15 protein-coding genes and 1 pseudogene are annotated in these 16,461 nt (G+C 69.4%); 13 read left to right on the top strand and 3 right to left on the bottom strand.

Going from position 1 to position 16,461, the window contains the following annotated elements:
* Positions 1–25 precede the first annotated feature (25 nt).
* From CLV01_RS09720 to CLV01_RS29490, 4 genes and pseudogenes are all read left to right on the top strand, one after another.
* Positions 26–1,030: a type II secretion system F family protein gene (locus CLV01_RS09720; protein ID WP_099735290.1), complete on the top strand. Its 1,005-nt coding sequence runs from the start codon at positions 26–28 to the stop codon at positions 1,028–1,030.
* Positions 1,031–1,032: 2 nt separating this feature from the next.
* The gene (locus CLV01_RS09715) at positions 1,033–2,082 is read left to right on the top strand and encodes a tetratricopeptide repeat protein (RefSeq protein WP_099734427.1); all 1,050 of its coding nucleotides are present in this window, start codon (positions 1,033–1,035) and stop codon (positions 2,080–2,082) included.
* 138 nt (positions 2,083–2,220) lie between these two features.
* Positions 2,221–2,532 carry a DUF3613 domain-containing protein gene (locus CLV01_RS09710; protein ID WP_257221249.1) on the top strand — a complete coding sequence of 104 codons (312 nt, stop codon included), beginning with the start codon at positions 2,221–2,223 and terminating at the stop codon, positions 2,530–2,532.
* A 33-nt stretch (positions 2,533–2,565) separates the two neighbouring features.
* Positions 2,566–2,742, top strand: a pseudogene (locus tag CLV01_RS29490) (TadE/TadG family type IV pilus assembly protein); the annotation flags it as partial.
* A gap of 23 nt (positions 2,743–2,765) precedes the next feature.
* On the opposite strand, the gene CLV01_RS29485 reads toward CLV01_RS29490, so the two are convergent.
* Complete coding sequence (locus CLV01_RS29485) at positions 2,766–2,951, bottom strand: hypothetical protein (RefSeq protein ID WP_252980345.1); 186 nt, start codon at positions 2,949–2,951, stop codon at positions 2,766–2,768.
* Between the two features lie 125 nt (positions 2,952–3,076).
* Here CLV01_RS29485 and CLV01_RS09700 point away from each other — a divergent pair, with 125 nt between their 5' ends.
* Genes CLV01_RS09700 through CLV01_RS09685 form a run of 4 tightly spaced genes read left to right on the top strand, consistent with a single transcriptional unit; the run spans position 3,077 to position 8,666 of the window.
* Entirely contained in the window at positions 3,077–3,619 is a 543-nt protein-coding gene (locus CLV01_RS09700) for a TadE/TadG family type IV pilus assembly protein (protein ID WP_013803760.1), read from the top strand.
* A gap of 16 nt (positions 3,620–3,635) precedes the next feature.
* Positions 3,636–5,912, top strand: coding sequence for a TadG family pilus assembly protein (locus tag CLV01_RS09695; RefSeq protein WP_099734429.1), 2,277 nt, complete (start codon positions 3,636–3,638; stop codon positions 5,910–5,912).
* Between the two features lie 50 nt (positions 5,913–5,962).
* On the top strand, positions 5,963–7,357 hold the full coding sequence (locus CLV01_RS09690) for a sigma 54-interacting transcriptional regulator (RefSeq protein WP_013803762.1): 1,395 nt from the start codon (positions 5,963–5,965) through the stop codon (positions 7,355–7,357).
* A 34-nt stretch (positions 7,358–7,391) separates the two neighbouring features.
* The gene (locus tag CLV01_RS09685) at positions 7,392–8,666 is read left to right on the top strand and encodes a glycosyltransferase (RefSeq protein WP_175403303.1); all 1,275 of its coding nucleotides are present in this window, start codon (positions 7,392–7,394) and stop codon (positions 8,664–8,666) included.
* 86 nt (positions 8,667–8,752) lie between these two features.
* On the opposite strand, the gene CLV01_RS09680 is transcribed toward CLV01_RS09685, so the two are convergent.
* Together CLV01_RS09680 and CLV01_RS09675 are read right to left on the bottom strand one after the other, a co-directional pair.
* Entirely contained in the window at positions 8,753–10,192 is a 1,440-nt protein-coding gene (locus CLV01_RS09680; protein WP_071957061.1) for an EAL domain-containing protein, read from the bottom strand.
* Positions 10,193–10,207: 15 nt separating this feature from the next.
* Positions 10,208–10,765 (bottom strand): hypothetical protein, encoded by a 558-nt coding sequence (locus CLV01_RS09675; protein ID WP_099734430.1) that lies wholly within the window; start codon positions 10,763–10,765, stop codon positions 10,208–10,210.
* 368 nt (positions 10,766–11,133) lie between these two features.
* Between CLV01_RS09675 and CLV01_RS09670 the strand changes: the two genes are divergently transcribed.
* The 5 genes from CLV01_RS09670 to CLV01_RS09650 all read left to right on the top strand — a co-directional run bounded on the left by CLV01_RS09670 (position 11,134) and on the right by CLV01_RS09650 (position 16,340).
* The gene (locus CLV01_RS09670; RefSeq protein WP_099734431.1) at positions 11,134–12,489 is read left to right on the top strand and encodes a sensor histidine kinase; all 1,356 of its coding nucleotides are present in this window, start codon (positions 11,134–11,136) and stop codon (positions 12,487–12,489) included.
* The gene (locus CLV01_RS09665) at positions 12,474–13,820 is read left to right on the top strand and encodes a sigma-54-dependent transcriptional regulator (protein ID WP_099734432.1); all 1,347 of its coding nucleotides are present in this window, start codon (positions 12,474–12,476) and stop codon (positions 13,818–13,820) included. The genes CLV01_RS09670 and CLV01_RS09665 overlap by 16 nt, the downstream gene beginning before the upstream one ends.
* A 191-nt stretch (positions 13,821–14,011) precedes the next feature.
* Complete coding sequence (locus CLV01_RS09660; protein WP_099734433.1) at positions 14,012–14,680, top strand: hypothetical protein; 669 nt, start codon at positions 14,012–14,014, stop codon at positions 14,678–14,680.
* A gap of 89 nt (positions 14,681–14,769) precedes the next feature.
* Positions 14,770–15,117 carry a DMT family protein gene (locus tag CLV01_RS09655; protein WP_012203978.1) on the top strand — a complete coding sequence of 116 codons (348 nt, stop codon included), beginning with the start codon at positions 14,770–14,772 and terminating at the stop codon, positions 15,115–15,117.
* Positions 15,118–15,128: 11 nt separating this feature from the next.
* On the top strand, positions 15,129–16,340 hold the full coding sequence (locus CLV01_RS09650) for an MFS transporter (protein ID WP_099734434.1): 1,212 nt from the start codon (positions 15,129–15,131) through the stop codon (positions 16,338–16,340).
* Positions 16,341–16,461 lie beyond the last annotated feature (121 nt).

Here is a 16,461-nt window from a genome sequence, read left to right as displayed (position 1 = left end):
CATCCGTCTGCGCAAGGAGCCACGCATGACCACGCAGCAACTGTGGATCGCCAGCATCAGCCTGGGCGCGCTGGGACTGGTGCTGTGGGCCTGCGCCCTGGTGTGGAAGCTGTGGCGCTCGGCCCGTGCCTCCAGCCAGGTCGCCAGGATATTGCAGGCGCGCGATACCGCATCGACCCCGAAGGCCGCCACGAAGAGCGCCATGCAGGCCAACGACGCGCAGCTGCTCAACCCGCTGTCCATCAACGTGCGCTCCTCCGATTCGCCACAGGCGGTGGCCGCCAACCTCCCGCCCCCGGCCTGGCTGCAATGGGGCGTGGCCAAGGCCTTGCTGGCCGATGAGGACCGCAAGCTGCTGGACCAGGCCGGCGTGGGCACGCGCAACGGCAGCATGGCCTATGTGGCCAGCCGCATGGTGCTGTGCGTGGTCCTGCCCCTGCTGACACTGGGTGTGCTGCGCCCCGGCGAAAACGCGGCGCTGATCTACGGCTTTCTCGGGGTGAGCCTGGGGCTCATGCTTCCCAAATGGTTTCTGCGCTCGCGGGCCAAGGGCCGGCGCGAGCAGGTGGTCGAGGAACTGCCGCTGTTCGTCGACCTGCTGCGGCTGCTGCAGGGCGTGGGCCTGAGCGTGGACCAGAGCCTGCAGATCCTGGCCTCGGAATTCAAAAGCGTGCTGCGCGTCATCAGCGGAGAACTGGCCCTGGCCAACCAGCTCTACAACACCGGGCGCACGCGCGAGCAATCCTTCCAGCGCATGGTCAACATGAGCGCCGACGACGACATGAGCGCCATCGTCAACCTGCTGGTGCAGGTGGACAAGCATGGCGGCGCCGTGCAGGAGCCGCTGCGGGAATTCAGCATCCGGCTGCGCGAAAAGCGCCAGGCCAGCTTCAAGGAAAAGATAGGTTCCATCACCGTCAAGATGACGGGCGTCATGGTCCTCACGCTGCTGCCCGCCCTGCTCGTCATCACGGCGGGCCCCGGCTTCCTGGCCGTGATCAGGGCATTGACCACCATGGGAGGACGCTAGGCATGCGACACCAGGAAAACACCCACGCAGGGCGGACGCCAGCGCCGGCACCCCTTGCAACCCTTGCACCCCTTGCAACTCTGGCAGCCCTGACGACCCTGGCCTTGGCCCTGGCCGGCTGCGCCAGCAAGGGGCCGCAGGGCTACGGCGCCCCTTCCGCGCAGCAGGAAACCGCCGCCCAGGCCCAGCAGCAATTGCAGAACGCCCAGCAGGCCACCCAGGTGGACAACGCCCAGACCTATCTGGACCTGATCACGCAGATGCAGCAGGCGGGCCAGTGGTATGCCTCGCTGGCGCACACCGAAGCCTTCGAGCAGCAGTACGGCGTGAACCCGGAGTCGCGCCTGATGCGGGCCGACGCGCTGCGCAACACCGGCCAGGTCGAGCAGGCCCGGCAGGCCTACCTGGCGCTGCTGCAGGGCGCCACCACGGCGCGGGCGCGGCGCGGCCTGGGCCTGCTGTACGCAAGCCAGGGCCAGTATGGCCAGGCCGTGGAGCAGCTGGACAAGGCGCGCCAGCTCAACCCCATCGACGCCAACGTGCTCAGTGACCTGGCCTACGCCCACATGCTCGACGGCCGGCTGGCCGCCGCGCAGATGCCCATCATGCAGGCCTCGCAACTCGCCCCGGCCAACGCACGGGTGCAGCTGAACATGGCGCTGTTCTGGCTGGCCAGCGGCAACCAGGCCCAGGCGTCGCAGCTGCTGCGCCAGTTGGCCCAGCCCCAGGCCAAGGGCGCCCTGCCCATGATCGACCAGACCTCGCTGCAGACCCTGCAGGCACAGCTGACCAGCGTGCGCGATGCCGTGCGCCTGCGCGACGAAAGCCTGCCCGCCGAGGCCGGTGCCGGTGCCGGTGCCGCTGTGTCCAGCGCCCCTGTGCTGCCTTCTGTGCTGCCCCCTGCACCGCCCCCTGTGCCGACCCTGGGCACCCGCCCCGAAGCACGCGCCACCGAGGCCCTGCCCGGGACCCTGCCGGCCGGCATCACCCGGCGCATTCTTCTTTCCGAGCCGCCCGGCGCCGCAGGCGCAGCACCGGCCTCGCCACTTTGAGGAGCACGACATGCCAGACACATACCGCATGGACCCACCGCGCCGCACTGCAGGCGCCAACGCTCTGGCCCCTGGCTGCTGGCCGCCGGCCTGGCCCTGCTTCCCACGGCCGCGCTGCATGCCCAGGCCTTTGGCGAAGTGCAGAGCCCGCCCGAGCAGGTGGATGCACGGCCCCATGTGTTCGCCGAGCCCTCCACCGACTCCATCCTGGTCGGCTACACGCTCTACACCAACCCCGATGGAACCGTGATGTACCTGCCCCGGCGCGAGATCGACATCGGCGGGGGCACCCTGCGGCTGCTGGAAATGCAGCACAGCCAGCCGGGCCAGCGTGCGCGCCCCATCGCGGGCGAGCAGGCGCGGCGCAGCTATGCACGCTACCTCAAGAGCTTCGAGACGGAAATCCCCGCCCTGTACAAGACCGGCGTCGAAGCCGGCGGCAAGAACTGAGGCCGGCCCCGGCCACGGCTTGCAGGAACGACCATGACCCGGCGCCAGCCCCGCGCTCACCGCTTCCACCGATCTGCCAGCCTGCGGCAGCGGGGGGTGTATGCGCTGGAGTGGGCCATCATCTTCCCGGTGTTCTTTGCCCTGCTGTATGCCTGCATCAGCTACGGGCTGGCGTTCCTGGTGCGCGAATCCATGCAGGCCGCCGCCGAAGACGCCGCGCGGGCCACGCTGCGCTACCAGACCAGCCGCAGCGCCCGCCTGGACGCGGCCCGCAGCCTGGTGCAGCAGCGGCTCGACTGGCTGCCCGCCGACCTGAGGCCCACGGCAGGCAGCATCGACGTGCGCATCTGCAGGCTGCAGAACAGCGAACTGTGCTCGGCCACGCTGACCTGCGGCGTGCTGGTTGCCGAACGCTGCATGGTGCGCGTGGGCTTCACCATCCCTTATGGAACCAGCCCGATAGCGCCCGCCCTGCCGGGCTTCGGCCTGGTCATGCCCACCACGTTGACGGCCAGCGCCAACATCATGGTGGACAGGGGGGGCTATGAAGCTCCCCCTGAGTCGCTTCGCGCCTTCCCCCTCTCTCGCTTCGCGGGAGGGAGGCATACGGGCCACCGGCGACACCCGCGGGGCAGGGCTGCACAGGCGGCAGCGCGGCGTGGCGGCGGTGGAGTTCGCGTTGATCGCCGGGGTGATGGTGATGCTGCTGATGGGCATGTTCGTGTACTGGCGCGTGCTGCAGGCACAGCAGTCGCTGGCGCGTGCCACGGGCGATGGTGCGCGCATGGTCCAGCATCTGGCCTTTGGCGGGATGGCGGGCTACAACCCGGCCAAGCCGGCCGAACGCGCCAACATCCTGCAGGCCACCAGCGATGTGGTGAACCAGAGCCTGGCGGCCAGCGGCATTCCAGCGGGCACGGCGCCCACCCAGATACAGATCAACTGGGGCACTTCCCAGGCCACGCTGAGCGTGGTGTACATGCTTCCCCCCGTGCTGGGCCAGGGCCTGCAGGTGGGCAGCCAGACCTTGGGCGAACCCACGCGCCTGGAGTCCCGCAGCCTGATCAGGCTTGCGCCCGGCAGCTAGACAGGAGGACCAGAGCATGCTCACCCACCTCCCCGCATCCGTACACCGCCCCCACACGCGCCGGCAACGGCGCCGACAAGGGCGCCGGCAAGGCGGCAGCCTGCTCGTCCAGTTCGCCCTGCTGGGCTCGGTGCTGTTCCTGTTGCTCGGCGTCGTGGACCTGGGCTACATGTACTACGCCAAGCGCGACCTGCAGCGCATTGCCGATCTGGCGGCCACCCAGGCGGCCCAGGCCATCAATGCCGAGCGCAGCAACCGCGCCGCCTGCGTGACGGCGGGCGAGGACAGCATCACGGCCAACTGGCCGGTTCCACTGACCCGCAACAGCACCCAGACCGTGGTCAGCTGCGGCAACTGGAACCCGGCGGACCCGGCGCGCCAATCGAGCGGCGGCCGCTTCTTCGACGCCAGCTCCGGCCCGCTGAACGCGGCGCGCGTGACGGTGGGAGGCACCTCGCCCACCATCTTCCCCGGTCCCTGGAGCCGTGCCGTGGTGGCCGAGGCCATTGCCATGCGCAACGACTCGGTGGCGTCCTTCCAGGTGGGCTCGCAGCTGCTGCGCTTCAACAAGGACACGCCGCTGGGCGGGCTGCTGGGCCTGGTGGGGCTGGACGTGGGCATGCTGACCCTGCTGGACTCCAAGGGCCTGGCCGATGCCAAGATCAGCCCGGCCGGCCTGCTCAAGGCCCTGGGCGTGAACCTGGGCATAGAGCAGCTGCGCGCGCTGTCGCCCGAGGGCCTGGCCAACATCGCCAGCGTCACCCTGCTGAACGTGATCGACGCCTCCATCAGCGCCATCACCGACAACGCGCTGGCCGTGCAGCTCAATGCGCTCAAGACCCAGATCATCAACGCGGGCCTGAGCACCATCAAGATCCCGCTGGGCAGCCTGGATGACCAGAAGGGCCTGTTCGCCTTCCTGGGCGCCGGCCGCACCGATCCGCTGAACTCGGCCATGGACGTGCAGCTGGGCATTGGCGACCTGCTGAAGACGGCCATTGCCATCGGTGCCAACGGCCACGCGCTGCAGGCCAACCAGCTGGATGTGGCCGGGCTCATCAAGGGCCAGCTGACCATCGTGCAGCCGCCCACCATTGCCGTGGGCCCCGTCGGCACGCAGGGCTACAGCGCGCAGATCCGCCTGAACCTGAACGTGGACACCGACCAGCTGCTGGGCGGCGCACTCAAATGGCTGGTCAAGGACATCCTGGGCACCCAGGTCAAGCTGCCCATTGCCGTGGACATCACCAACGCCACCGGCACGCTGACCGCACTGCAGTGCAGCGCCAGCCCGCAGACCATGGACCTGTCGGTCAAGTCCTCCATCCTCAACGCCTGCGTGGGCAAGATGGACCCCAACAACAAGCAAAGCTGCGAGAAGGGCCTGCAAAATGAGCAGCTCATCACCCTGCTGCACCTGCCCGTGCTGAACGGCAAGCTGTGGGTGCCGGCGCTGGAGTACACGGACTCCACCACGGGCCTGGGCATGGAGCCCGGCTACGAAGACCCGGCCGACCCCAACTGGTCCAAGACCAACCGCTCCACGCAGGTGAACCAGCTGGCACTGGGCGACACGGTCAACAACATCGTCACGGGACTGCTCAACCTGCTCAGCGGCCTGCTGCAGCCACCGAACAGCACGCCCACCGACATCACCACGCGCCTGCTGGGCTCCTACCTGGACGCCTCCATGGTGAACGGGCTCTACAACGTGACCAGCCTCACCAACCTGCTGCTCAACGGGCGCGGCGTGGCCGGCGACAAGGACTACATGCCGCCGCTGCTCACGTCCAACTTCACCTTCAACAACGCCATCGCCAAGTCCTGCCTGCTGGTGGCCTGCCCGTCCTCCACCTGGAACAGCGGCACGTTCTCGGCCGCCCTCAACTCCTACACCAGCGTGCCCGGCGGCCTGCTGGATGTGCTGGGCATCTCCACCTACGACAACGGCTACCAGAGCTGCGCGGGCCTGCTCAGCTCGCTGCTCAACTGGAATGGCTGCGTCAAGAACAACGTGACCAAGCTGCTGACCTCGCACCCGCAGTACCTGTACGCGATCAACCCGAACAGCCCCGAGATCCAGTCCCTGCTCAACCGCGACAACAACCTCAACTGCACCGGCGCCCTGTGCACCCTGCTCAAGCCGCTGGTCACCACCGTGCTCAAGCCCATCCTCAACGGCGTGGGCACGCTGCTGACCAGCGTGCTCAAGGACACGCTGGGGCTGGAGGTGGGCCGCACCGACATCAAGGCCCTGTCCATCGGCTGCGACACGGCGCAACTGGTTTTCTGAACGGCAGGCAAGGCCATCCAATCCATGAATCGACAACGAGGGAATGCAACGTGAATCTGGACGAGCTCGTCATCTATGTCTGGGAAGGCCAGGCCGACATCGCCGAGCGGGTGGAGCGCTGCGTGCTCAACCTGGGCGTGGACGTGGTGCGCGCCGACGGGCTGACCCTGCCCGCCGACACCAGCGAGCTGGGCAATGCGATTGCCGTGGTCAGCGTCTCGGTGCTGGAGGGCGCGCGCTTCACGCGCCAGGGCGTGGAGGGCACCTTCGGCATGCCCGTGCTGTGGGTCAGCGCCAAGCAGCGCGACGCCAACGCCGGCACCTATGCCATGGAGTACTCGCATGTGCTTCCCTTCGACTTCACGGGGGCCGAGCTGCGGGCCATGCTGGTGCGCATCCTGCGGCGCATGCAGAGCAACCAGCGCCAGGTGCAGCGCTCGGAGGACATCATCGCCGTGGCCGACTGCATGCAGCGCCTGCTGCGCGACGTGGACACCTTTGCCGACTGCGAGCACAGCGTGCTCATCATCGGCGAGACCGGCGTGGGCAAGGAGCGCATTGCCGAGCGGCTGCACGAGCGCAACAACCGCTACGGCCAGGGCCCCTTCGTGGTGGTCAACTGCGGCGCCATCCCGGACGGGCTGTTCGAGTCCCTGTTCTTCGGCCATGCCAAGGGCTCGTTCACGGGCGCGGTGAATGCCCACAAGGGCTATCTGGAGCAGGCCAACGGCGGCACGCTGTTCCTGGACGAGATCGCGGACCTGCCGCTGTACCAGCAGGTCAAGCTGCTGCGCGTGCTGGAAGAGCGCGCCATCACGCGGCTGGGCTCGGCCGCCGCCGTGCGGCTGGATTTCCGGCTGGTGGCGGCCACCAACAAGCCGCTGCGCGGGCTGGTGCGCGAGGGGCGCTTCCGGGCAGACCTGTTCTTCCGCCTGGCCGTGATCGAGCTGCAGATCCCCAGCCTGGAGGAGCGCGGCGAGGCCGACAAGCTGGCCATCTTCCACGCCATCCTGCGCAAGGTGGTGGGCGAGGCCACGATGAAGGAGCTGGGCGAGGCGCCCTTCTTCATCCTCGACGCCGTGGCCCAGATGTACTTCCCCGGCAATGTGCGCGAGCTGCGCAACCTGGCCGAGCGCATCGGCGTGGCTGCCCGCCAGACGCGCGACTGGAACGCCGATGGCGCCACGCAGCGCATCCTGCAGCACGCCCAGGCCCTGTCGGCCACCACCTTCCCGCCGGACGCGGGCGCCGCCGAGCCCCTGCTGGCCGACCGCAGCAACTGGGACATGGACGAGCGCAACCGCATCATCGCGGCGCTCAACACCAACGACTGGAAGCGCCAGAACACGGCCCAGCACCTGGGCATCAGCCGCAAGGTGCTCTGGGAAAAGATGCGCAAGTACCAGATCAGCGACGGCGAGCCCGAAGTGCCCGTGCCGGGCTGAGCACGCCCTCCGACACATCCCCATCCCCCACGCCATGGAGACCTCCACGAACATGCAGGACAAGCCGGTCATCATCTTCGTCAGCGCCGTCTACCCAAGCCAGTACAGCCTGCTGTGCAGCCACCTTCGCGCCAGCGGCGCGGCCGACAGCTGGTTCATGACCATGCCCGGCCATGCCGAGAACTACGCCAGCCAGTGCGACCACCTGCTGTCGTTCCGGCCCGATGGCGACATCGTCGGCCCGCAAAGCTACTACTACTCCAGCAAGGTGGAGCGCTCGGCACGCATAGGCCGCGGCCTGCTGCAGGGCCTGCAGGCCTTCGAGAAGGAAAAGGGCAAGCGCATCGACGTGGTGGTCGCCCACTCGCTGTGGGCCGCGCCCAACCTGCTGTACGGCGAGATCGATGCCGCCATCGTCAGCTACATCGAATTCCCCAGCTACCGCGTGCACGGCAACGAGCCCGACTACCCGCCCGACCTGTCCCAGCGCCTGGCCGACCGCAACATGGAAATGCTGCACTACCACCAGGTGCTGTGCAGCGACCTGACCATCACGCCCAGCGCCCATGCACGCTCGCTGTTCCCGCCGCTGCTGCAGGAGCGCGTGGCCGTGCAGTTCGAGGGCTTCGACATCCAGGCGCCCGACGAGCAGGCCGAGCCGCCGCCGCGCCAGGACACGCGCTTCACCGTGGCCTTCTCATCGCGCGACCTGTCCAGCTCCAAGGGCTTCGAGACCTTCATGCGCCTGGTCGATCGACTGGTGCGCGAGGGCGATGGCCAGCAGATGCGCTTCATCGCTCTGGGCGACCCCACGGCCGTGACCTACGGTTACGAACAGCAGTGGGTGGAGCGCCGCTACCAGGGCAAGGTGGCCAGTTTCCGCGACCATCTTCTGCAGATCCACCCGGCCGCCCAGGTGGTGGAGTTCCCGGGCAAGCTGCCGTATGACGAGTTCGCGCGCACGCTGGCCTCGGTGGACCTGTTCCTCTATCCGCTGCGCTACGGCGTGGCCAACTGGGGCCTGATGGAGATCCTGGCGCGCGGCGGCTGCGTGATCGGATCGAACTGGGGCTTTGTGCCGGAGCTGGTGCAAAACGATGTCAACGGCCTGCTGCTGCCCGACAGCGACGACGCCTGGATCGGCGCCATCCGCCAGCTGCGCGACGACCCGGCCCGGCGCCAGCGCTACGGCCGGGCCGCGCGCGAAACGGGCAAGCGCTTTCACATCTCCAACGTGGCCCCGCGCTTCATGGACCTGTTCCGCCTGGCCATGGCGCGGCGCAGGGCCGCCCCGCTGATGCTGGAGTGAGATGCCGGACGGGCCCGGGCCAGGCACGGGCCAGGCACGGGCCAGGGGCGACCCAGGCGCGGCCCAGGGCCGGATAGGTCCAGGCCTCAGGCCCGCGCCCGCAGGAAAAATCCCGTACCCATGCCGGCCTCGGCGGCCGACACCTCGGCTCCACCAGACACGGTGGAGGCCGCCACAAGGGCAGACATGCGCTCCATGCCGCTCCAGCTCAGGGCCATGTCCAGCTCGTCGCCGTCCTGCACCTCGGTCGCCTCCAGCACCTCCAGCACGTCTTCCACGCGCACCACCTGGTCCAGCAGGCCATGCAGCGAGGGCCGGGCGATGAAGAAGCCCTGCGCGCCATGGGCGCCCGCCAGCGCCACGGCCTCCAGGCCCTGGGCGGACTCGATGCCTTCCACGATCACGCAGGCGCCCCGGTCGGCGCACAGGCTGACCAGGCCCTGCATCATCCGGGCCGAAGGCCGGGCCTGCAGGCTCTGGTCCAGCACGGACTTGTCGATCTTGACGATGTTGGCGCGCAGCTTGCCCAGAATGTCCAGGCCGCCGCGCCGGGGCACGATGTCGTCCAGCGCCACGCGCACGCCCAGGATCTGCAGGTGCCGCACCAAGCCCAGAGCGGCCTTCTCGCAGGGGAAGGCGCCGGTCTCGGTGATCTCCAGCACCAGGCGCTGGGCGATCTCGGGCCGGTCCTCCAGGTAGTCGAACACGCCGTCCCACCAGGCGTCGTCGCAGAACGAGGCGGCCGACAGATTGCAGCCCAGGCTGTGGCCGGTCTTCATCTCCAGCGCACCTATCACCGACCACAGCACGCTGCGGTCCAGCCGCGCGGCCAGGCCCAGGCGCTCCAGCGCCTCGATGGCATGGGGCACGGCATAGTTGTCGTAGGCAGAGAACACGCTGCGGCGCAGCAGGCACTCGTGGTAGAGCGTGCGGCCCGCGCCGGCCCCACTGCCCCCGCCTGCCATGCCTGCGGGCTCCAGCAGCGTCACGGGCTGGAATGCCAGCGCCAGGTGGCCCAGCCGCAGATCGTCCAGCAGGCGGCCCGCCAACTGCATGTCGGCCTGGTAGGCCTTGATCAGCCTGGGGTGCATCCTGCGCACCGCCATGTCCTGGACACCCGCCGTGGCGTGGCCCTTGCCGCGTATCTCGTGCAGGCCCGTCAGGGAGACGCAGCCCAGCGCCTGCACCTCGGCGCGCAGATAGGCCTGGCGCGCGCCGTCCACCACCGGGTCGCGCACCAGGGCGGACTCCAGCGCATGCATCCAGCCATGCCGGGCCTGATTGCCGGGCAGCACTGTGTCGGCCATCGTGCGGGGATCGAACCCCCGAACCAGCACCGTGTCGCCCGCACGCTCCAACGATTCGGCATCGATGCCCAGACCCGTGAGCCGGTCCACGCAGGCCCGCATGGCCTCCTCGCAGAAGCCGTTGCCGTAGACGCTGCGCCAGGTCTGCAGGGGCGACAGCCAGATGGCCAGGTCCACGGGGGTGTCGCCGGGCGGAGCTTCGATGATGTCGTCGTGCATGGTGTGCTCCTTCATTCAACGGCCTGCAATGGGTTGTGAATAGCAGTGAAATCCGATCGCCCTGCGCCCCCGGCCGGACGGCCCGCCGCCGAGCACGCCGGCATCCACGGCCGACAGCGCCAGGTCCACATGGCCGGCCACCAGGTCAAAGACCACCGAGCAGGCATCCGCCTTGCGGCTGAAATACGCCAGCGTGGCGTCCGTGCCACCTGCGAAGCTGCCCAGCAGCGCCTGCCCGTCCTGCTCCTGAAACACGGCCTGCGCGCCGCCCTGCTGGGGCACGATGACGCGGTCACCCTGCTGCAGCACGGCGCCGGCCTGGGCCGCGATCACGTCATTGCGCCGCACGATGCGCACGCCCTCGCTCACGCGCGTCAGCATTGCCACCGGCGCCATCTGTGCATGCGCGCCTCCATCACCGGACTCGCGCGCAGAGGCAAAGCCAGAAGCGCGCGGCACCGCCGCAGACGCAAACGAGGCGGGCACGTTCAACGGCTTGATGCGCGCCCTGTCCGGGTGGGCGCGCAGTCGCGGCAGGGGCACGCCTGCAAACGACAACGAGACAGCGGCCATGGTTTCTCCTCCGAAAGACAGCGATCGATGGGGTGCGTGGCGCAGCACCCGGTTTTCCAGACACTGCGACAAGCTTTTTGCATCCTGTTGCAACAAGCGTGCCATGGGCCTGGACGTCTTCATCCAACGCAAAGCCATCTGTAACCTATTGATTTATTTGAACACCCACGCACAGCCGCCGCCATGTCACCTCGCGGCGTTACGGGCGATGTCACGTAACGCCGGCGCGCCACGGCGTTACTTTCACGGCGGCCGCGCGGGGCGACGCGGCCCTGGCTGCCAGGCGTAGCCCCCCTTTCGGTGTATGTTCCAGCGCATCACTTCAGGAGCCGGCCCTGTCCCCGCAAAAGTCCATCCAACGGGATCTGGTGATCCTCTGGCTCACCATCTCGGCCGTCGCCCTGGTGCTGGCGTGGCTGCTGCTGCTGCTGAGCCGGCAGGGCACCGACCAGCAGGTTTCCCGCGCCCGCGACGCCGCAGGCGTCAGCTGCAGCGCACTGCAGGCCGGGGCCGCGCGCATGGGGCTGGCGGGGCTGATGGCGGACACGCCCAGCGCACAGGCCCGGTCCGCCGCGCAGGCCGTGCTGGACCTGGCGCTGCGCGAGCGCCCCGGCATGGAAGGCGGCTTCTGGCGCGAGGGCCCCGGTGTCGTGGCCTATGCCTTTCCCACCTATGACGGCTCGGGCATCAAGCGTGATGCGCCCAGTGCGGAGATGGAGCGCATCGCCTCCACCGCCCAGCGCGCGCGGGACAGCGCAGGCCTGGTGACCGACCTGCGCCCCGGCCTGCGCGAGGCGGTGGTCTTTGCCGCCTGCCCGGCCCAGGCCGATGCGCCCGCCCTGGTGGCCTGGACGCTGATGCGCGTTCCCCTGATCAGCGCCGACGTGGTCAACCCCCTCATCCTTGCCGTCAGCCTGCTGCTGGGCATGGTCCTGGTCTCGGGCCTGTGGCTGGGCAGAATGCTCCGGCGCTGGCAGCGGCAGTCGGCACAGATGGAGCAGCAACTGCTCAGTGCCGAACGGCTGGCCACCCTGGGCCGGCTGTCCGCAGGCCTGGCACACGAGATCCGCAACCCGCTGGGCACCATGCGCATGAAGGCCGAGACCGCGCTGGCAGCGCCCGCGCCACTGCGTGAAGCGCGCAGCCAGGGCGCACTGGAGGCCGTACTGGCCCAGACCGCGCGCCTGGAAGACCTGGTATCGAGCCTGCTGGCCTTGACCCAGCCCTTCCGGGTGCAACCGGAGCCGGTGGACCTGCAGCAGCTGCTGGACGAAAGGCTGCAGGCACATGCCGAGCTGGCCCAGGCCAGGGGCGTGCAACTGGCAACGGCGGTTTCCGCCGGCCTTGCCCGGGACCTGCAGGATGGGCGCCGCCCGCTGCTGGACCCCGTGCAGATGGCCAGGGCGCTGGACAATCTGCTGCTCAACGCACTGGCGCACACGGCGGCCGGCGGCCGGGTGGAACTGGGCGCAGACCGCAGCGGCACCACCGTTTCCCACCGCAACAGCCCGCTGCAACTGTGGGTGGCCGATGACGGCACGGGCATTGCGCCCGAGCTGCGCGACACCCTGTTCGAGCCCTTCACCACCGCACGCCCCGGCGGCACCGGGCTGGGATTGGCGCTGGTGCGCGAAATCGTGCTGGCCCATGGAGGCCGCATCGCGCTGGGCAAGACAACACAAGGCACACGCATAGAAATGGAATTTCCATGGCCCGCATCCTGATCGTTGACGATGACACGGCCTTCCGCGAAAGCCTGGCCGAGATGCTGGGCGACCTGGGCCACGCGGTCAGCGCGGCGCCCACCGTGGCGGCGGGGCTGCAGGTACTGCAGGCCGGTTCGGTGGATGTGGCCATCGTCGATCTGCGCATGCCCGGCGAGGACGGGCTGGCCTTCCTGCGCAAGGCCCGCGGCCTCTCGCGGGCGCCCTGCATCATGCTCACGGCCTACGCCAGCGGCAGCAACACCATCGAGGCCATGCGCCTGGGCGCCTTCGACCACCTGACCAAGCCCATTGCCAGAACCTCGCTGGTCGAGGTGCTGGAGCGCGCCTTGCTCAGTGCCGGCCAGGCCGGCAGCCCCGAGAACGCGGCACAGCACCCGGCGCAGAACCCGGAGCAGGATGGCGATGACGCCGAGCTGGTCAGCGGCAGCGAGGCCATGCGGCAGGTCTTCAAGCGCATCGGCCTGGCGGCGGACAGCGACGCCACCGTGCTGGTGCTGGGCGAGACCGGCACGGGCAAGGAACTGGTGGCCCGAGCCCTGCACCGCAACAGCGCCCGGGCGGAGCGCCCCTTCGTGGCCGTCAACTGCGCGGCCATTCCGGCAGACCTGATGGAAAGCGAACTCTTCGGCCATGTGAAGGGCGCCTTCACGGGCGCCGTCAGCGACCGCGCCGGGCGCTTTCGCGAGGCGCAGGGCGGCACGCTGTTCCTCGATGAAGTGGGCGACATGCCGCTGCCCACGCAGGCCAAGATCCTCAGGGCGCTGCAGGAGCGCGAGATCACGCCCGTGGGCGCCAGCCGGGCGCTGCCCGTGAACGTGCGCATCATCGCGGCCACGCACCGCGACCTGCCGGCTGCCGTCAAGGAGGGGCGCTTTCGCGAGGATCTCTGGTACCGGCTCCAGGTCGTGCCCGTGCACCTGCCGCCGCTGCGCGAGCGCCTGGGCGACGTGCTGCTGCTGGCCGAGCATTTCCTGCGCCAAGGCGGCGGCACCTCGCCCAAGCGCCTGGGTGCCGACGCCGCGCGCCTGCTGCTGGCGCACGACTGGCCCGGCAATGTGCGCGAGCTGCGCAACGCCATGGAGCGCGCGGCCCTGCTGTGCCCCGGGCCGGTCATCGGGGCCGAGCACATCGGCCTGCAGCCTGCCGTGGCGCACGGGCCCGCCATCGACTGGAACGGCCCGCTGGCCGCCGCCGTCGCCCAGTTGGAGCGCGAAATGGTCACGCGTGCCCTGGCCGCCGCCACGGGCAACCGTGCCGAGGCCGCGCGCCGCCTGGGACTGTCGCGCCAGCAGCTGTACCGCAAGCTGGCGGAGTTCGGGCTGGGCTGAGGCCGCAATGGGCACACGGACGCGCGGACGCACGGACGGCGCCGCATGTGTCCGATACGGTGACACCGGCTGTCTCCGCATCGGACACCGGGCCCGCAGCATCCGATGCAAGCCCTTGATTTCATGAGGATTCCTGATGGCATGGCACTTGCATTGACGGATGCGTGTCCATCGCCAACCAAGGAGCCCTCATGTCCCGATTTGTTCTTACCTCCGCCGTTCTGTGGCTGGGTTCCAGCGCATTGAATGCGCATACCGTGCCGCCCGGCGCCTTCGCCCCTTCAGCCCCTGCAGGGCCTGGCGCGCCGCACGCACAGGCCGTGCTTGAAAGCGCCGTAGCCCGGCTGCTGACCAATCCGTATGGAGAGGTGGACGGCCTGCGCCTGACCGACGGCACGGTGGTCCGGTTCCCGCCGCATATGTCCGACGCGCTCACGGCAGCCGTGAAGGTGGGCGACACGGTGCGCATCATCGGCCGCAGCGAAGCCGGTGGTGCGGTCAAGGCGGATGCCATCGTGAACTCGGCCAGCGGCCAGACCGTGTACGACCAGCCGCCCGCCCGCGACGGCACGCGCCCCATGCCGCCGCACCTGCGCATGGCCGGCCTGCAGACGCAGCAGGCCCAGGGCCGCATTGACGTGGTCCTCACCGGCCCGCGCGGTGATGCCAACGGCGTCATCCTGTCCGACGGCGCCATCGTGCGCTTTGCCCCCCATGCGCTGCAGCAGCCGCTGCAGCCGGGGCAGCTGTTTGCCGCCTCGGGCCTGGGCACGCGCAACGCGCACGGCACCTCGCTGGAGGCCACCAGCATGGGTGCCAGCCTGTCGGACCTGCAGCCGCTGTACGACCGCGCGCGCTGACACCACCGCCCGGTCCCAGGGGCCGGGCGGGCTCCTGCGCCCTCCTGCTGTTCTGCTTTTCTGCTTTCCTGCCTTCACCGAACCCCGCCATGTCCCCCAAGATCGCCCCCGTCCTGCTGCTGCTGATCTCCAACGTCTTCATGACCTTCGCCTGGTACGGGCACCTGAAGTTCGAGAACCGGCCGCTGTACCTCGTCATCCTGGTGAGCTGGCTGATCGCGCTGGCCGAGTACTGCTTTGCCGTGCCCGCGAACCGGCTCGGCCATGAGGTCTACAGCGCGGCCGAGCTCAAGACCATCCAGGAGGTGATCACGCTGGTGGTGTTCGCCGTCTTCTCCGTGCTCTACCTGGGCGAGAAGCTCACGCTCAACCACCTGGTGGGCTTCGGCTTCATCTGCCTGGGCGCCTTCTTCGTGTTCAAGGGCCCCCTGCGCTGAAGGAAGCCGCCATGCACCGCACACACCACCATGCGCGGCGCTGGCTGCCGGGGCTCAACTTCTTCCTGGCCGATGTGCGCGACGGCCTGGGACCGTTCCTGGGCGTGTTCCTGCTCGCCCAGGGCTGGCGGCTGGACGACATCGGCTACGTCATGGCCCTGGGCGGCATCGCGGGCATGCTGGCCATCACGCCACTGGGCGCGCTGGTCGATGCCTCGCGCCGCAAGCGCCGGCTGCTGGCCGCGGCCATCGCCCTGCTGCTGGCGGGCAACCTGGCCATCTGGATCGCACCGTCGCTGGCCGTCACGGCGGCATCGCAGGTCATCACCGGCGTGGTCGCGGCCTTGATCGCCCCCTGCCTGCTGGGCATCACGCTGCAGATCACCGGCCATGCGGACCTGCCCCGGCAACTGGGCATCAACGAAGCCTGGAACCACGCTGGCAACGTGGCCACGGCCGCGCTGGCGGGGGCCATGGGCCTGCGCTGGGGACTGCCTTCCGTCTTCGTGCTCATGGCCCTGATGGGCTGCGCCTCGCTGGCCTGCCTGGCGCTGATGCGGCTGGATGAAACCCCGCAAGGCACGCCGCCCCCAGAGCAGGCCGGGCCTTGCGCACCCGGCCTGCTGCACGTGCTCACGGGCACGCCGGCGCTGCGGGTGCTGGCCGTGGCCATGCTGCTGTTCCACCTGGGCAATGCCGCCATGCTGCCCCTGCTGGGCCAGGCCGCCGTGGCGCGCGGCCATGCCAATCCCAGCGGCTTCACGGCGCTGACCATCATCGTGGCGCAACTGGTCATGATCCCCATGGCCCTGCTCGCCGGGCGCCACGCCCAGCGCAGCGGCTACTGGCTGCTGGTCAAGGCGGCCCTGCTGTCGCTGCCGCTGCGCGGCCTGGTCGCCGCCACCTGGGATTCGGACTGGGCGCTGATTCCCGTGCAGGTGCTCGACGGCGTGGGCGCGGGGCTGCTGGGCGTTGCCCTGCCGGGCCTGGTCGCGCAGACGCTGCGCGGCACCGGCCACGTCAACGCGGGCCTGGGCGCCGTGATGACGCTGCAAGGCCTGGGCGCGGCCGCCAGCCCGGCACTGGCGGGCTGGATTGCGCAGCGCTTCGGCTTTGATGCGGCCTTTCTTTCGCTGGGCGGCATCGCGGTGCTGGCCCTGGCGCTGTGCTGGTTCGGCGCGCCGTCCGAACACCGGGCAGCCCGTCTCCAGCCCAAGGCCTGAAGACCGGCAGCGCACGGCTCGCTTTCGGAGCACCTGGACACATTTGGGGGCCTGGAAACATAGGAGAATTCCTAGGACCCGAATCAGAACCCGCGCCATCGCGGACTTGCCTCCCAGCGGC

The sequence above is a fragment of the Delftia sp. 60 genome, assembly GCF_002754395.1.
In the GTDB taxonomy this organism is placed as follows: Bacteria; Pseudomonadota; Gammaproteobacteria; order Burkholderiales; family Burkholderiaceae_C; genus Comamonas; species Comamonas acidovorans.
Note: the sequence above shows the minus strand (reverse complement) of the source record. Positions and strands in the feature narration are given on the sequence as shown.

Excerpts from the sequence above, each read along its gene's own strand:
- CLV01_RS09675 (WP_099734430.1), bottom strand. The coding sequence starts at position 10,765 with ATGGCCGCTGTCTCGTTGTCGTTTGCAGGCGTGCCCCTGCCGCGACTG.
- CLV01_RS09695 (WP_099734429.1), top strand. The coding sequence starts at position 3,636 with ATGCTCACCCACCTCCCCGCATCCGTACACCGCCCCCACACGCGCCGG.
- CLV01_RS09655 (WP_012203978.1), top strand. The coding sequence starts at position 14,770 with ATGTCCCCCAAGATCGCCCCCGTCCTGCTGCTGCTGATCTCCAACGTC.
- CLV01_RS09685 (WP_175403303.1), top strand. The coding sequence starts at position 7,392 with ATGGAGACCTCCACGAACATGCAGGACAAGCCGGTCATCATCTTCGTC.
- CLV01_RS09680 (WP_071957061.1), bottom strand. The coding sequence starts at position 10,192 with ATGCACGACGACATCATCGAAGCTCCGCCCGGCGACACCCCCGTGGAC.
- CLV01_RS09665 (WP_099734432.1), top strand. The coding sequence starts at position 12,474 with ATGGCCCGCATCCTGATCGTTGACGATGACACGGCCTTCCGCGAAAGC.
- CLV01_RS29485 (WP_252980345.1), bottom strand. The coding sequence starts at position 2,951 with ATGCAGCGTTCGGCAACCAGCACGCCGCAGGTCAGCGTGGCCGAGCAC.
- CLV01_RS09715 (WP_099734427.1), top strand. The coding sequence starts at position 1,033 with ATGCGACACCAGGAAAACACCCACGCAGGGCGGACGCCAGCGCCGGCA.
- CLV01_RS09700 (WP_013803760.1), top strand. The coding sequence starts at position 3,077 with ATGAAGCTCCCCCTGAGTCGCTTCGCGCCTTCCCCCTCTCTCGCTTCG.
- CLV01_RS09650 (WP_099734434.1), top strand. The coding sequence starts at position 15,129 with ATGCACCGCACACACCACCATGCGCGGCGCTGGCTGCCGGGGCTCAAC.
- CLV01_RS09720 (WP_099735290.1), top strand. The coding sequence starts at position 26 with ATGACCACGCAGCAACTGTGGATCGCCAGCATCAGCCTGGGCGCGCTG.
- CLV01_RS09660 (WP_099734433.1), top strand. The coding sequence starts at position 14,012 with ATGTCCCGATTTGTTCTTACCTCCGCCGTTCTGTGGCTGGGTTCCAGC.